The organism is Acinetobacter sp. CIP 102136 (genome assembly GCF_000369685.1).
GTDB lineage: Bacteria > Pseudomonadota > Gammaproteobacteria > Pseudomonadales > Moraxellaceae > Acinetobacter > Acinetobacter fasciculus.
Genome location: NZ_KB850142.1, coordinates 1,221,136 through 1,234,710, shown reverse-complemented (window position 1 = coordinate 1,234,710; position 13,575 = coordinate 1,221,136). Strand labels below are relative to the sequence as shown.

Genomic DNA, 13,575 nt, shown 5'->3' with positions numbered 1-13,575 from the left:
AGGAAAATGTCATGGTTTTGCTGAATAGCAATGCGCAACATATTTTTTGGTTAGGGCGTTATTTATCTCGCACTCATTTTTTATGTGCTCGCTTTCCATTTTTAGAAGACGAAGCGGCAGTGGCATATGCCCATGCTTTCTGTTTACCTGCCTTTGATGCCAGTTCCCTAAATGAGCTAGTACTTGATCCTACGCAAGTGGCGTCTTTTAGCCAGCAGTTTAAAGTGGCCAAAGACAATATTCAGGAATTACGAGGGGTGCTGTCTGCTTCAGGCTATGCGGAACTGATGAAACTGATCAAAACCGCAGACAAAAATGCTGGTTATATCTGTGAAGTGGTGACGGAATGTGAAGATATTCTGGAAGCCGAATCTTCCGATATTTTTCTGTTTTTTAGTCTAGGGCAATGTGTCGAACAGCTCGATCATCAGTTACGCCTGGGTGAAGAGACTAGTACCACACTCTGCAAGATTGATTATGTGGTCAGAATTCTGGTGGAAATGGGCTGGGATGATCTGGAACAGTACTGGGAACAGTTGCGTACAGAACCGAACCGGATTCAGTTCTACCAGTTTAGTGACCATATCCATCAAATGTTTGAGGCAGATGTATGAAATTGATGGTGAATCACCAAACGCATTATATGTACACGGCCGAGGTGAGGAACAGTATTCAGTACATTAAAATGATGCCTTCGAGCAATGCGCATCAGCGGGTTCATTCTTGGGATATCAGTGTACCGGGTAATAAAGAAATCCGGAAAGATGCATTTCATAATCTGTGGATGACCTGTAGCCAGCGGGAACCTTATTATTCCCTGACTATCATGGCGCAAGGAATAGTCGAGCTAAATCCTGCGCATCAGAGTGGACTGAATGATTCAATCAATCCCAATCTTTTTCTACAGCCGACCGAATCAACCCAATGTAATGCAGCAATGAAAGACTTTGCACAACGTCATGTTCCTGCATTAACCCGTCAGCATTTGATTGGACTGGCACAGGCCTTGCTGGAGCATGTGCCTTATATTTCAAACAGTACTTCAGTGCAAGGCTCTGCAATAGATGCCTTTGAGTCCAGACAGGGCGTCTGTCAGGACCATAGTCATATTTTTATTGCCATGTGCAAATATCTAGGTTTGCCTGCACGCTATGTTTCTGGTTATTTATATGCACAAAATGCTTCGCATCTGGCCAGTCACGCTTGGGTAGAGGTGTTTGTAGACCAGACATGGTATTGTTTTGATGTCAGTAATCTGTTGTTTACTCCAAGTTCGCATGTTTATGTGGCGATTGGACGGGATTATTGGGATGTGGCGCCGGTACGCGGTGTCAGAGAAAAGGGCGGTGTGGAATCCATGCATTCCATCGTTCAAGTGCTAGGATGTTAATAAGGACGAATGAATGACGTATTGTTGTGCACTACGTTTAGAGCAAGGTATGCTTTTTATCAGTGATACCCGAACCAATGCCGGAGTAGATCACATTTCTGTATTTCGAAAGTTGTATACCTTTGGTATTCCCGGGGAACGTATGATCGTCATACAGGCATCCGGAAATCTGGCAACAACACAAGCAGTAATTGGGCATATCAAAAATCAGCTCGAACTGAAGCAGGAACCCAATATCTTGAGTCTGCACACCATGTTTGATGTCGCTGAGCTGGTGGGTAGTATGCTGAAGAAAGTGATTGCGAATGTTACGAGCGATATTTCGGAACAAAGCAATTATTATTGCAATCTGCTGGTCGGTGGACAACTTAAAGATCAGGATATGCAGCTTTATTATGTCTATCCGCAAGGGAACTTTATCTGTGCCACACGCGATACGCCGTATTTTCAGATTGGCGAAAGTAAATATGGCAAGCCGATCCTGGATCGTGCGCTGACTTATGATATGCCGCTGGATGAAGCTTTGCGCTGTTCCCTGATTTCATTTGCATCGACCCTACGTTCCAATGTATCGGTTGGTATGCCCCTCGATGTGCTGGTCTATAAAAAAGACAGTCTGATCATGCCAAGAGGCAAGCGTATTGCCGAAGATGATGAGTATTTCACGTCAATCAGCCGGCAATGGTCAGAGACCTTGAAAAAAGGATTGGCGGAACTTCCGGTTCCCTCTAATGAGTATTTCTTATAATAAACCTATCCGGGTTCAGGTTTTTCGCGTACAGTGTTAACTTCTATGCAGTTCAGCATAATAAAAATAGAGAAGTTAGCGCATGTACCAATTTTGTTACGCCAGTAAAAGTACTTCTCCCAAACCTGACTTACTTGAAGATTTGGCGAATATCCTGAAAGAAGCTCGTGATTTTAATTATCAGCATCAAGTGACAGGTGTACTGTATTTCGCAGATGGTCATTTTTTTCAATGTCTCGAAGGGGAATGTGCCACTTTAAAAAGTCTGCTGGTGGAGCGACTGAATAAAGATCCTCGCCATCAGGATATTAAATTATTTGAGACCAAGGAAATTGAATATCCGAGTTTCCCAGATTGGTCGATGAAATATATTTCTAAACGCAGTCAAATCCAGCAATTCTGTCGGGAAATGGGATTTGATGAGTTTAATCCTTTTGACTTTCAGCAAAGTCATGTCGATGCCTTATTAATGCAATTATGCATAGAGCAGGGCGAAGAACAAAAGTCAGCCTAAAGAAAAAGCCCAACCTATGTTGTAATGCCAGTCAGTTAAGAAATTGACTGGCATTTTCTTGGATATTTTTGTGCTTTAATTTTCACTACTCGCGGACATTGCCTTTGCCTTTTTTCAGGTAATACAAATATTTTAGATTGTTCAAATAATTGCGCTAAATGTTTGGGTAGGTTTCCTGCTGATTCTAAAGGTGTGTGCCTTAAGATATTGATAATACTCATAGATGCAATATGGAAACTGATCCTTAAAGGACTCACCTTTGCATGTTCAGCGATAAACCTCATCTGTCTTCTTAAGATATTATATGCAATAAATACCCCCCACAATTCTTGATAGACCAAATCAGGTTGTTTGCTTCTTAAAATCCTTGCATCCTGTAAATCACTTTTAATTTCCCGATAACACATTTCTATTTCCCAACGCTGGATATAAAGCATTGCAAGGTCTTTGAATGGATAAACTTTAGAATTTGTTAATGATGTAATGTAACGTCTTATTTTTCCTGCATATTCAACTTCAATTAAACGTGCTTCCCAATAGTCACCCAATGACGGATTTATCTTTTTTGCTCTTGCTGAAACAAGCATTTTGATCTGAAAGTCATGGGCCGCATTATGATGAATCACTTCATAACGCAGGTTGTCCTTTGCTCGCATCAACCAATGACTCTCTTCTGCCTGAGATTGCCAGCTCACTAAAAAATCAGCAGAGAAGTAAGCACGATCAAATAGGGTAATACTGCGAACTGGTGCTTTTAATTGACTGGCTAAGGTTAATTCACCTTGATCCATACTGCCCATTTGGGCATCAATCATTTCATGGGTATTGGTATTCACCAGGCAAGTCACTCTAACTTGTGGGTAAGGTGCAGCTGCTGTTTTGCCTTTGGATGAACCAAAGTGCTTAAAGTTTTCTTCTGTATGAGGCATAGACCAAACCACACCATCTACAGCACAAACGCATAGACCGTGAAAGTTGCTATATTGTTGTTGTGAGTCTTTAAACCATGCCTGACTTAATGTCGAAAATAAAGCACTCATGGGTTCTAAGCCTAAGCGTTGTCTTGCTTGTACTGATGCACTCGGTACACAGTATTCTGCCGTACCGAAAACAAGTTGCAATTGTTGAACCACATACCAAATCGGTTGATTTCGAAATAGAGCAAGTCCTATTACCAGCCAAACAACATGTTCAGCAGGCAGTTTTCTTTTTCGAATTGATGCTTTACCTGTTTGGTCTAAGCAATCTTCAATCCAGTTTAAATCAATCAATTCACTGAATTGTGAAAGTGAAGGTAGGGTTTGTTTTAATGTTAAATCTAGATTCTGAGATAAATTCATAAAAAAAGAGCGTATTTACATACGCTCTTTTTACAGCATTTTAACTTTTTTTGCTTAACTGACTGGCATTACAACCTATGTTGGGCTTTTTTACTTTGAGGACTAGATCAGACTACTTGGCGTAGTGGACGATTGCTCAGTCGGCATAATAGTTCATAACCAATCGTGCCATTCGCTTCAGCCACATCATCCACCAGACGGGTTTTACCCCAAAGTTCGACTTCTGTGCCCAATTGCACCTCTAACCCTGTGACATCAATAGCGATCATATCCATCGCTACGCGGCCGATCACGCGAGTTTGCTGGTCATTAATCGCGACATAGTTCTGTTTAGGGAAAGCACGTGGATAACCATCACCGTAGCCAATTGAAACAATGGCTAGCGTCATGTCTTGATTTGCGGTAAATGTCGAACCATAACCGACATGCTCACCTGCTTGAATATCATTCAAGGCAATAATTTCAGCTGTAAACGTCATGACCGGCTTTAAGTCCAGATCATGCACATCCCGGTCTGAAAAGGGCGTCGCACCGTAGAGCATGATCCCTGGACGCACATAGTCAAAATGCAATTCTGGATATTTATAGATTGCAGCCGAGTTACAGCAAGAGGCTAAAAGTGGGGCGCAGTCATTTTTAATTTCCAAGAATTGACGGATTTGTTCATCATTCAGTGGATGCTCGGCATCTGCATTGGCGAAGTGCATGGCAAGTACACAAGTAAAGCCTTCTGCTTTCAACTGATTGATCACGGTTTTAATCACATCAATCTTAAAACCTAGGCGGTTCATGCCGCTATTCAGTTTGACCCAGACTTTTAGACCTTTGGCGATATAGGCATCTTTATGTGCAATTAACCAGTCGACTTGAGCCTGTTGATGCACAATGACTTCAATATTCTGTTCGATTACGATTGGCATTTCATCTGCAGAAAAAACACCTTCGATAAGCGTGATCGGCTGTAGATAGCCTAATTCACGAATTTCTAAGGCTTCTTGCAGGCAGGCGACACCAAAGGCATCGGTTTCGCTTAAGGCTGCTAAGCAGTCTTTAACTCCGTGTCCATAAGCATTGGCTTTTACCATACTGACGATTTTCGCGGTTGGGGCAAGTTGTTTGACACGGTCTAAATTATATTGCAGCGCAGCGCTGTCAATATAAACTGTAGCTTGGCGCACCCTAAATTACTCCTAGAGGGACGATGGAAATGTGATGACGAGAGCCTGATTACTCTTCGTCATCATACTGAGCATAGAACTCAGGCGAGAGATTACTAAAGCGGGTATATTGACCTTCGAATGCCAGACGCACGGTACCAATCGGGCCGTTACGCTGTTTACCGATAATGATTTCGGCGGTGCCAGCTTCCTTGGATTCCTTGTTATAAACCTCATCACGGTAAATAAACATGATCAAGTCGGCATCCTGCTCGATCGCACCGGATTCACGCAAGTCGGACATCACCGGACGTTTGTTTGGACGGTTCTCCAGGGATCGGTTGAGCTGCGACAAGGCAATTACGGGACATTGCATTTCCTTCGCCAAGGCTTTTAAGCTTCGGGAAATTTCCGAGATTTCGCCAACACGATTATCACCCATGCCAGGGACTTTCATCAGCTGCAGGTAATCGACCATGATACAGCCTAGTTTTCCGCCATGCATTTTGGCAATACGACGCGCACGGGCACGTAATTCTGTCGGTGGCAGCGCAGAAGAATCATCAATATACAGATTTTTTTCTTGTAAATGCACAATGGTACTGGTGACTTTTGACCATTCATCACTATCCATTTTACCAGAACGTAAATGTCCCTGATGCACGCGACCAAATGATGAAATCAAACGCATGGCGATCGAGTCGGCGGGCATCTCCATCGAATACACCAGGGCCGGCAGGTTGTTATTGAATAAAACACTTTCGACCAGATTCATGGCAAAGGTGGTTTTACCCATGGAAGGACGCGCCGCGACAATAATTAAATCACCGGATTGCATGCCGGAAGTTTTGTTATCCAGTTCCACAAAACCAGTAGTCAAACCGGTAATGCTGCCTTCCATTTGTGATAGTTCATTTAATTTGTCGAATACGTCTGCGACTACCGAGTTGATCGGCTTAGGCCCTTGCGCTTTTGCATTATTATTGTGTTGTTCGGCAATCGAGAAAATATTGGTCTCAGCCAGATCCAGAATTTCACTGACAGTACGGCCTTTGGTGTCATAGGCATTTTGTAAAATTTCGGAGCTGACTTTAATCATGCTGCGCAGGGTAGAGAATTCTTTAATCTTACCGGCATAAGTTTCCAGGTTATAGAAACTCGATGGCGAATCTGCCATCAGCTGCATCAGATACTCTTCGCCACCAATGGCATCGAGTAAATTCTGTTTGATGAGCCAGTCATGCACCAGAACAGCATCATAAGGCGAGTTTTCTTTAGAGAGCTGCTCAATGGCACGGAAGATATATTTATGTCGGGTAGCATAAAAATCATTTTCAGTCAGTACATCACCGACTTGTTCAAAAGATTCAGCCACAGTCATAAGGGCAGCAAGTACAGCCTGTTCAATTGCTAAATTATGGGGCGGAGTACGGAACTCCTTGAGATTGCTATTTTCAGTAACAATTTCCGGTTTAGCAGTAGCTACCTTTTTGCTGGCATTCGCCTGTGACATATAAATCCCTGATTTTAAATACAATGGTTAAATATCGTCGGAGATGAATAGCGTTTATTCACTACGAGATGAAATGATACGCGCTCTGATCAAAAATGCGAAGTGCAATTTTTTGTAAACACGAATAATAAAATGAATTTGACAGTGTTGGCTAGATTATATTTTTTAGAGATAAAAAAAGAGCATGCTTTCGCATGCTCTTTTTGAGGCGAGAAATTACTCAGCTACGATAGTAACTAGAACTTCTGCAGTAACATCATGGTGCAATTGGATTGCGATGTTAAATTCGCCAGTGTGACGAAGCGCGCCATTTGGAAGACGTACTTCAGCGCGGTCTACTTCTAGACCAGCATTTGTCAACGCGTCAGCGATGTCACGAGTACCGATAGAACCGAATAGTTTACCTTCGTCACCAGCTTTCGCAGTGATAACGATGTTCACTTCGTTCAATTGGTCAGCACGTGCTTGAGCAGCAGCCAAGATAGCAGCTTCTTCTTTCTCAAGTTCAGCACGACGAGCTTCAAAAGCAGCAGTGTTTGCTTCAGTTGCAGCAACAGCCTTACCTTGAGGGATAAGGAAGTTACGGCCGTAACCAGCTTTAACTGAAACTTTATCGCCTAGTTTACCTAGGTTTTTAATGCGTTGTAATAAGATAATATCCACAGCTCAACCTCACTTATGATTGTCAGTGTAAGGGATCAAAGACAAGTAGCGAGCTTGTTTGATAGCTAACGCTAATTGACGTTGGTAACGAGCTTTAGTACCTGTAATACGGCTAGGAACAATTTTGCCGTTTTCAGTGATGTACTGTTTTAAAGTGTCGATATCTTTGTAGTCGATGTAAGTAACGTTCTCAGCTGTAAAGCGGCAGAACTTGCGACGACGGTAAAAACGTGCCATGTTATGTTCTCCTTAAGCTTCAGCAGAGTCTTGAGCGTGTTGTGCTTCTTCACGTTGAGCTTTACGCGCACGTTTTTCTTCAGCACTTTTCGCCAATAATGACTCTTCAGTGATAGCGTTTTCACGACGGATGATAAGGCTACGAATGATTGCGTCGTTATAACGGAACAATTCTTCAAGCTCATCAAGAGTAGTTTGACCACACTCAACATTCATAAGAATGTAGTGAGCTTTGTGGATCTTGTTGATTGGGTAAGCCAATTGACGACGGCCCCAGTCTTCAAGACGGTGGATTTGACCTTCAGCTTCTTTGATGTGAGTTAGGTAGCGTTCTACCATACCAACTACTTGATCGCTTTGATCAGGGTGTACTAAAAGTACGATTTCGTAATGACGCATTGTCAGCTCCTTACGGTTTGGACAGCCCCAATTTAAGTAAATTGAAGCAAGGAGTCACAACCAAAGTTGTGTCGCAGTGTTTGCGAAGGGGGAATTGTAGTGATCTTTAGGGATAATTTCAACCAAATAAGACATTTTTGCGAAATTATCTCTATAACCAGATCGATCATCAGAACCTGACTTTGGCTTTAAGCAAATTTGGACTGGTTAAATTCAGCACATGTATTGTTGCGAAGATCAAGCTTTACTTATCAGGCCATAAAATCTAGAAAACTGAAGGATCGGAGTCTGGAACCAGAAAGATTGAATTTTCTAAGCGATCAGGAAGATCGAGGTTTAGCTTTATAACGCCGAATTTTTGATTCTGCTCTACAACTATTGGAAGTAGGGGATTAAGAGAAATCAAAATAAAAAAAGATAGAGACTAACTCTATCTTTTTAAAAAAACACAATCTGTGTAGATGGCGCAGTTGAGGTAAAGCTAAAGATAATACTGATGACAGTAATCAGGATCACCGAGAACAAGAAATACTTCTTTGCCCAAAGTTGATCATTTTCAGCTTTAAATCCAATCACACCGATATATAACCAGTAAATGCACAGTAAGTTTAAAATCACTGCATAGAACCAGTTGGCATAACCAAAGACAAATAACGCATTCATGGTCAGTGTGAATAACACCACATAAACTAGTGATTCAATCTTGGTGCGATGAATCGAACGCGCCACAGGCAAAATCGGAATACCTGCATTTTTGTAATCATCAAAGCGGTAAATCGCAATCGCCCATGAGTGAGGCATTTGCCATAGCGCATAACCTAAAAAGATCAGTAACGCACCGAGGTCAAATTGATTGGCCACTGCGGTATAACCAATGACAGGTGGAGCTGCACCAGAAATACTGCCTACAACAGTTTGATGAATTGTGGTTCGTTTTGTCCATAGGCTGTAGAAACCAACATATACGACAAAACCAATCACCGCGAATAGGAAAGCGTACGCATTTACCCAGAACCATAAAAGACTAAAACCAGCGATGCCTAATACCAGGGCAAAGGCCAGGGCAACAGGTTCGGAAATGGTTTTGGTGACCAGAGCACGGTTTTGGGTGCGCTGCATTTTTTGGTCGATGTCCTGGTCAATCACGTTATTGACCACACATCCTGATGCTACGACAAGCGTAGTACCGAGAAGGGTAATAAGCAGGAGAAGGAAATCTACAGAACCTTGAGTGGCTACGAAGTAGCCACCCAAAGTGGTAACAAAGTTACCGAAGAGAATTCCTGGCTTAGTCAGGAATAAATACTTTTTCAGCATGACGACCAGTTTAGATCATCATGTTGTAGTGTAGGTAATTCATGATCCATACAGAACCCACTAAAAGAATAGCGATAGTTAAGATGGTATACACGAATGCAATCACGTTCCAGCGTTGCTCTGAAGAAGAGTTCATATGCAGGAAGTAAATTAACTGCACAAGAATCTGAGCAACCGCAGTAATCGCGATGACAGTAATCAAAATACCACGGCCAAAACCGCCTGCCATCACCATACCGAATGGAATTACGGTAAGGATGACAGAAAGGATGAAGCCGACGGTATATTGCTTAACGTTACCGTGTGATTCGCCAGCAGCGTTATGATCGTGACTCATTACAGAACTCCCATCAAGTAAACTACGCTGAATACACAGATCCAAACGATGTCAAGGAAGTGCCAGAACAAGCTTAGGCAAGCTAGACGACGCGTGTTTGCAAGAGTCAAACCATATTTCTTGATTTGAACCATAAGCACGATCATCCAGACCAGACCAGAAGTTACGTGAATACCGTGCGTACCTACCAAAGTAAAGAACGCAGATAAGAACGCACTTGTGCTTGGACCGTGACCCGCATGAACTAGATGATTGAATTCATATAGTTCCATGCCGATGAAGATAGCACCGAATACCCAAGTAATCGCTAACCAAGTCAGTACTTTTGCAACGTCTTTTTTGTATGCAGCAAGAACTGCAAAACCAAAGGTTACAGAAGAGATCAAGAGGGCGAAGGTTTCAGTAAGAACGAAACCTAAAGAGTCGCCAAACAGGTCTCTCGCACTTGGAGTACCCACAGGAATGTGGCTACTCAAAACAGCGAACGCAATGAAGAGTGTACCGAACAGGACAAGGTCACTCATCAAGTAAGTCCAGAAACCAAAGACGGTGATGTCAGTATCATCGTGATGATGATGCTCATCGTGTCCGTGGTTATCGTGATGAAGTACTTCAGCCATTGTCTTAGTCCTTCTTCAAGTGTTTTTCAAGAATCGCATAGCGTTCGTTTTCAATACGCTCAACTTCAGCAGCTGGAACATAGTAATCCACTTTCTTGGTGAAAGAAGACACGATGAAGCTAATGATAGAAGCAAGGAACGTAACAACTACTAACCACCAGATGTGCCAGATTAAACCGAAGCCCATAACAGTGATGAACATCGCGATAACGAAACCGGCAGCACGGTTAGTTGGCATATGAACATCTTCGTACTTCGTTGGTTTTGCATACGCAACACCATTTTCTTTCTCGATCCAGAAAGTATCAATACCATTGATCTTTGGAAGATGAGCAAAGTTATAGAACGGAGCAGGAGAAGATGTCGCCCATTCAAGGGTACGACCATCCCATGGATCGCCAGTCAAATCCAGACGTTGGTCACGTTGTAAGAAACCAACCACGATTTGCAGAATGAAACATACGATACCAAGCGCAATCAGAACTGCACCGAACATCGCGATATTTACATACGGGTCCCATTCTGGGTTGTCAAATGTATTCAAACGACGTGTCATACCCATGAAACCAAGGATATAAAGTGGCATGAACGCAAAGTAGAAACCGAAGAACCAGAACCAGAACGCTGCTTTACCCCAAGTCTCATTCAGTCTCCAACCGAACATTTTCGGCCAGTAGAAGATGATACCTGCGAACATCGCAAATACTACACCACCAATAATTACGTTATGGAAGTGAGCAATCAGGAATAAAGAGTTATGTACCAGGAAGTCCGCTGGTGGAACCGCCATCAATACACCTGTTAAACCACCGATACCGAAAGTTACCAGGAAGCCTAGTGTCCATAGCATTGGAGTAGTGTAAACAATACGACCCTTGTACATGGTGAATAACCAAGAGAAGATTTTCACACCTGTAGGAATCGCAATAATCATGGTCATGATACCGAAGAACGCGTTAACGTTGGCACCAGCACCCATAGTAAAGAAGTGGTGAACCCATACAACGAATGACAATACTGTGATTGCTACTGTTGCATACACCATTGATTTGTAACCGAACAATGCTTTGCGCGAGAAAGTCGCAACAACTTCAGAGTAAATACCAAATGCTGGTAATACCAAGATATATACTTCCGGGTGACCCCAAGTCCAAATCAAGTTCACGTACAACATCGGGCTACCACCCAAGTCGTTAGTAAAGAAGTGGAAACCGAAGTAACGGTCAAGCGTTAACATTGCAATTGTTGCAGTCAACACTGGGAAAGCCGCAATAATCAATACTGCTGTACATAAAGATGTCCAGGTAAAGATTGGCATTTCCATAAGTTTCATGCCAGGCGCACGCATTTTGATGATGGTAACGAAGAAGTTAACACCCGTTAATAGCGTACCCAGACCTGAAATTTGCAGTGCCCAGATATAGTAGTCCATACCTACGCCTGGAGAGTATTCAATGCCAGACAGTGGAGGGTATGCCATCCAGCCTGTTGCAGCGAACTCACCTAACGCGAGTGACACCATCATTAGACCCGCAGCACCGGCGAATAACCAGAAGCTGAGTGAGTTTAATAATGGAAATGCAACGTCACGTGCACCGATTTGAAGCGGTACAGAGATGTTCATCAAACCAACAACAAGACCCATTGCCACGAAGAAGATCATGATCACGCCATGCGCGGTAAAGATCTGATCGTAATGCTCAGGGTGTAAATAACCTTCGCCGCCACCTTTTGCAAGGAACTGCTGAAGACGCATCATGATCGCATCGGCGAAACCACGCACCAGCATGATGATCGATACGAACAGGTACATGATACCAATTTTTTTATGGTCTACAGATGTGAACCATTCGTTCCACAGGTAGCCCCATTTTTTGAAGTAGGTAATACCGGCAACAACTGCGATACCACCCAAGATCATCATTGCAACAGTTGCCAATACGATTGGATCGTAAGGAATTGCATCCGGACCTAACTTACCTAAGAAGCTCATGTCTTATTCTCCTTGAGAAGCAGTCGCATGTTCACCAGCTACATGAGCTTCAGAAGCAGACGCTTCATGAGCAACAGCATCAGTCGCTGCAGCTTCTACAGGAGCTGAATGGTCAGCACCGTGGTAGTTACTCATATACTTGTGAATCACAGATTCAAACAAACCTTGCTCTACAGAAGAGTAGTAAGTCACAGGATGTGGCTTAGTAGGGTAAGGCTTCATTGCTTCAGCAGCAGCCTTCTCTTCAGGAGTCTTAGCTCTTGCAATAATCGCTTCGATCTGGTGAACACCGCGGTTACCGTCACGTAAGCTTGCAAATTCAGCTTGGTCTAGAACAGTTTTTTGTACTGCATTAGGGTTAACTGAAGTACCGTTTCCTGCCTGAATAGCAGAAACCCATTCAGCAAATTGAGCATCAGTCACAGAATGTGCACGGAAGCGCATTTGTGAGAAGCCATAGCCTGAATAGTTTGAAGAGAAACCACGATAACCTTCAGCTGGACTAGTTTCATCAGCTAAGAAGTTAAGGTGAGTTTGCATACCTGCCATTGCATAAATCTGACCACTTAACGCCGGGATGAAGAACGAGTTCATCGTGAAGTTAGAGGTTAAACGAAGGCTTACCGGAGTTTGCTCTGGGAAACGCAATTCGTTAACAGTTGCAATGCCTTGCTCAGGATAGATGAAGATCCATTTAAATTGCTCAGCAATAACCTGAACAGTTAAAGGTGCTTTATCTGCTTCAATTGGACGGTATGGGTCATACTTGTGGGAACCCCACCAAGTTAACCAAGCTAAAATACCAATAATAATGACAGGGATACCCCATACTACAATTTCAATCGCAGTAGAGTGTGCCCATGTAGGTTTATAGTCTGCGTCTTTATTCGATGCACGATATTTCCAACCGAACCATAATGCCATGATGATTGATGGAATAACCACCAAAAGCATTAAGTAAATCGCAGTCATCATCAGGTTACTTTGACCTGCTGCAACTGGACCTTTAGAGTTCAGAAGTACCATATCACCACCACACCCGGTCAAGAGTGCAGTCATCGCAGATAAAGACAATACAGCTAAAATCGTTTGTCTCATTTTACAACCTCGGTGAAGAGTCCCATTCCCTAATTTAATATGGGATAGCGATTAAAGTGCACATGACAAAAAAGGCTGAATTTTACAAAACATCCTATTAATCACAATACACCGCTACGTTGTAGGGCATTATGCCTGAGATTCACGAACTAAGCTATATCTAGGGCGCTTTAAATGCCTGTAATAAAAACCGATTTTGCTGGTCTGGATTGGGGGGGATTTATGGGAATTTTATTTCAATTTCAAAGT

General features: G+C 42.9%; 15 protein-coding genes. 4 read left to right on the top strand and 11 right to left on the bottom strand.

Translation table 11 applies throughout. The features are described from left to right. Nucleotides 1-11: 11 nt before the first annotated feature. The 4 genes from F893_RS11290 (at nucleotide 12) to F893_RS11275 (ending at nucleotide 2,652) form a co-directional block, all read left to right on the top strand. Nucleotides 12-614 (top strand): alpha-E domain-containing protein, encoded by a 603-nt coding sequence (locus F893_RS11290; RefSeq protein ID WP_005106612.1) that lies wholly within the window; start codon nucleotides 12-14, stop codon nucleotides 612-614. Continuing rightward, nucleotides 611-1,390: a transglutaminase family protein gene (locus F893_RS11285; protein ID WP_005252164.1), complete on the top strand. Its 780-nt coding sequence runs from the start codon at nucleotides 611-613 to the stop codon at nucleotides 1,388-1,390. The genes F893_RS11290 and F893_RS11285 overlap by 4 nt, the downstream gene beginning before the upstream one ends. Before the next feature lie 13 nt (nucleotides 1,391-1,403). Then, nucleotides 1,404-2,138 carry a proteasome-type protease gene (locus F893_RS11280; protein ID WP_005252162.1) on the top strand — a complete coding sequence of 245 codons (735 nt, stop codon included), beginning with the start codon at nucleotides 1,404-1,406 and terminating at the stop codon, nucleotides 2,136-2,138. A gap of 82 nt (nucleotides 2,139-2,220) precedes the next feature. Beyond that, nucleotides 2,221-2,652 carry a BLUF domain-containing protein gene (locus F893_RS11275; protein WP_005252160.1) on the top strand — a complete coding sequence of 144 codons (432 nt, stop codon included), beginning with the start codon at nucleotides 2,221-2,223 and terminating at the stop codon, nucleotides 2,650-2,652. 35 nt (nucleotides 2,653-2,687) lie between these two features. Here F893_RS11275 and F893_RS11270 read toward each other — a convergent pair whose 3' ends face one another. The 11 genes from F893_RS11270 to cyoA form a co-directional block, all read right to left on the bottom strand. Beyond that, entirely contained in the window at nucleotides 2,688-3,992 is a 1,305-nt protein-coding gene (locus F893_RS11270; RefSeq protein ID WP_005252158.1) for an IS4 family transposase, read from the bottom strand. A gap of 107 nt (nucleotides 3,993-4,099) precedes the next feature. Then, nucleotides 4,100-5,170 (bottom strand): alanine racemase, encoded by a 1,071-nt coding sequence (alr, locus tag F893_RS11265; protein WP_005252156.1) that lies wholly within the window; start codon nucleotides 5,168-5,170, stop codon nucleotides 4,100-4,102. Nucleotides 5,171-5,219: 49 nt separating this feature from the next. Next, nucleotides 5,220-6,662, bottom strand: coding sequence for a replicative DNA helicase (dnaB, locus tag F893_RS11260; RefSeq protein ID WP_005247269.1), 1,443 nt, complete (start codon nucleotides 6,660-6,662; stop codon nucleotides 5,220-5,222). 216 nt (nucleotides 6,663-6,878) lie between these two features. Then, nucleotides 6,879-7,325: a 50S ribosomal protein L9 gene (gene rplI / locus F893_RS11255; RefSeq protein ID WP_004278793.1), complete on the bottom strand. Its 447-nt coding sequence runs from the start codon at nucleotides 7,323-7,325 to the stop codon at nucleotides 6,879-6,881. A 9-nt stretch (nucleotides 7,326-7,334) separates the two neighbouring features. After that, nucleotides 7,335-7,562 (bottom strand): 30S ribosomal protein S18, encoded by a 228-nt coding sequence (gene rpsR / locus F893_RS11250; RefSeq protein ID WP_004278792.1) that lies wholly within the window; start codon nucleotides 7,560-7,562, stop codon nucleotides 7,335-7,337. A 12-nt stretch (nucleotides 7,563-7,574) separates the two neighbouring features. Further along, on the bottom strand, nucleotides 7,575-7,961 hold the full coding sequence (rpsF, locus tag F893_RS11245; protein WP_004278789.1) for a 30S ribosomal protein S6: 387 nt from the start codon (nucleotides 7,959-7,961) through the stop codon (nucleotides 7,575-7,577). A gap of 438 nt (nucleotides 7,962-8,399) precedes the next feature. Next, a complete protein-coding gene (gene cyoE, locus F893_RS11240) occupies nucleotides 8,400-9,278 on the bottom strand; it encodes a heme o synthase (protein ID WP_004645412.1) in 879 nt (292 codons plus the stop codon). A 10-nt stretch (nucleotides 9,279-9,288) separates the two neighbouring features. Next, nucleotides 9,289-9,615: a cytochrome o ubiquinol oxidase subunit IV gene (locus F893_RS11235; RefSeq protein ID WP_004645410.1), complete on the bottom strand. Its 327-nt coding sequence runs from the start codon at nucleotides 9,613-9,615 to the stop codon at nucleotides 9,289-9,291. Continuing rightward, entirely contained in the window at nucleotides 9,615-10,235 is a 621-nt protein-coding gene (gene cyoC / locus F893_RS11230) for a cytochrome o ubiquinol oxidase subunit III (RefSeq protein ID WP_004278786.1), read from the bottom strand. Before cyoC ends, F893_RS11235 begins: the two co-directional genes overlap by 1 nt. Nucleotides 10,236-10,239: 4 nt before the next feature. Then, nucleotides 10,240-12,228, bottom strand: a complete 1,989-nt coding sequence (gene cyoB / locus F893_RS11225; RefSeq protein WP_005252153.1) for a cytochrome o ubiquinol oxidase subunit I — start codon at nucleotides 12,226-12,228, stop codon at nucleotides 10,240-10,242. Between the two features lie 3 nt (nucleotides 12,229-12,231). After that, nucleotides 12,232-13,326: a ubiquinol oxidase subunit II gene (gene cyoA / locus F893_RS11220; RefSeq protein WP_005252151.1), complete on the bottom strand. Its 1,095-nt coding sequence runs from the start codon at nucleotides 13,324-13,326 to the stop codon at nucleotides 12,232-12,234. Nucleotides 13,327-13,575 lie beyond the last annotated feature (249 nt).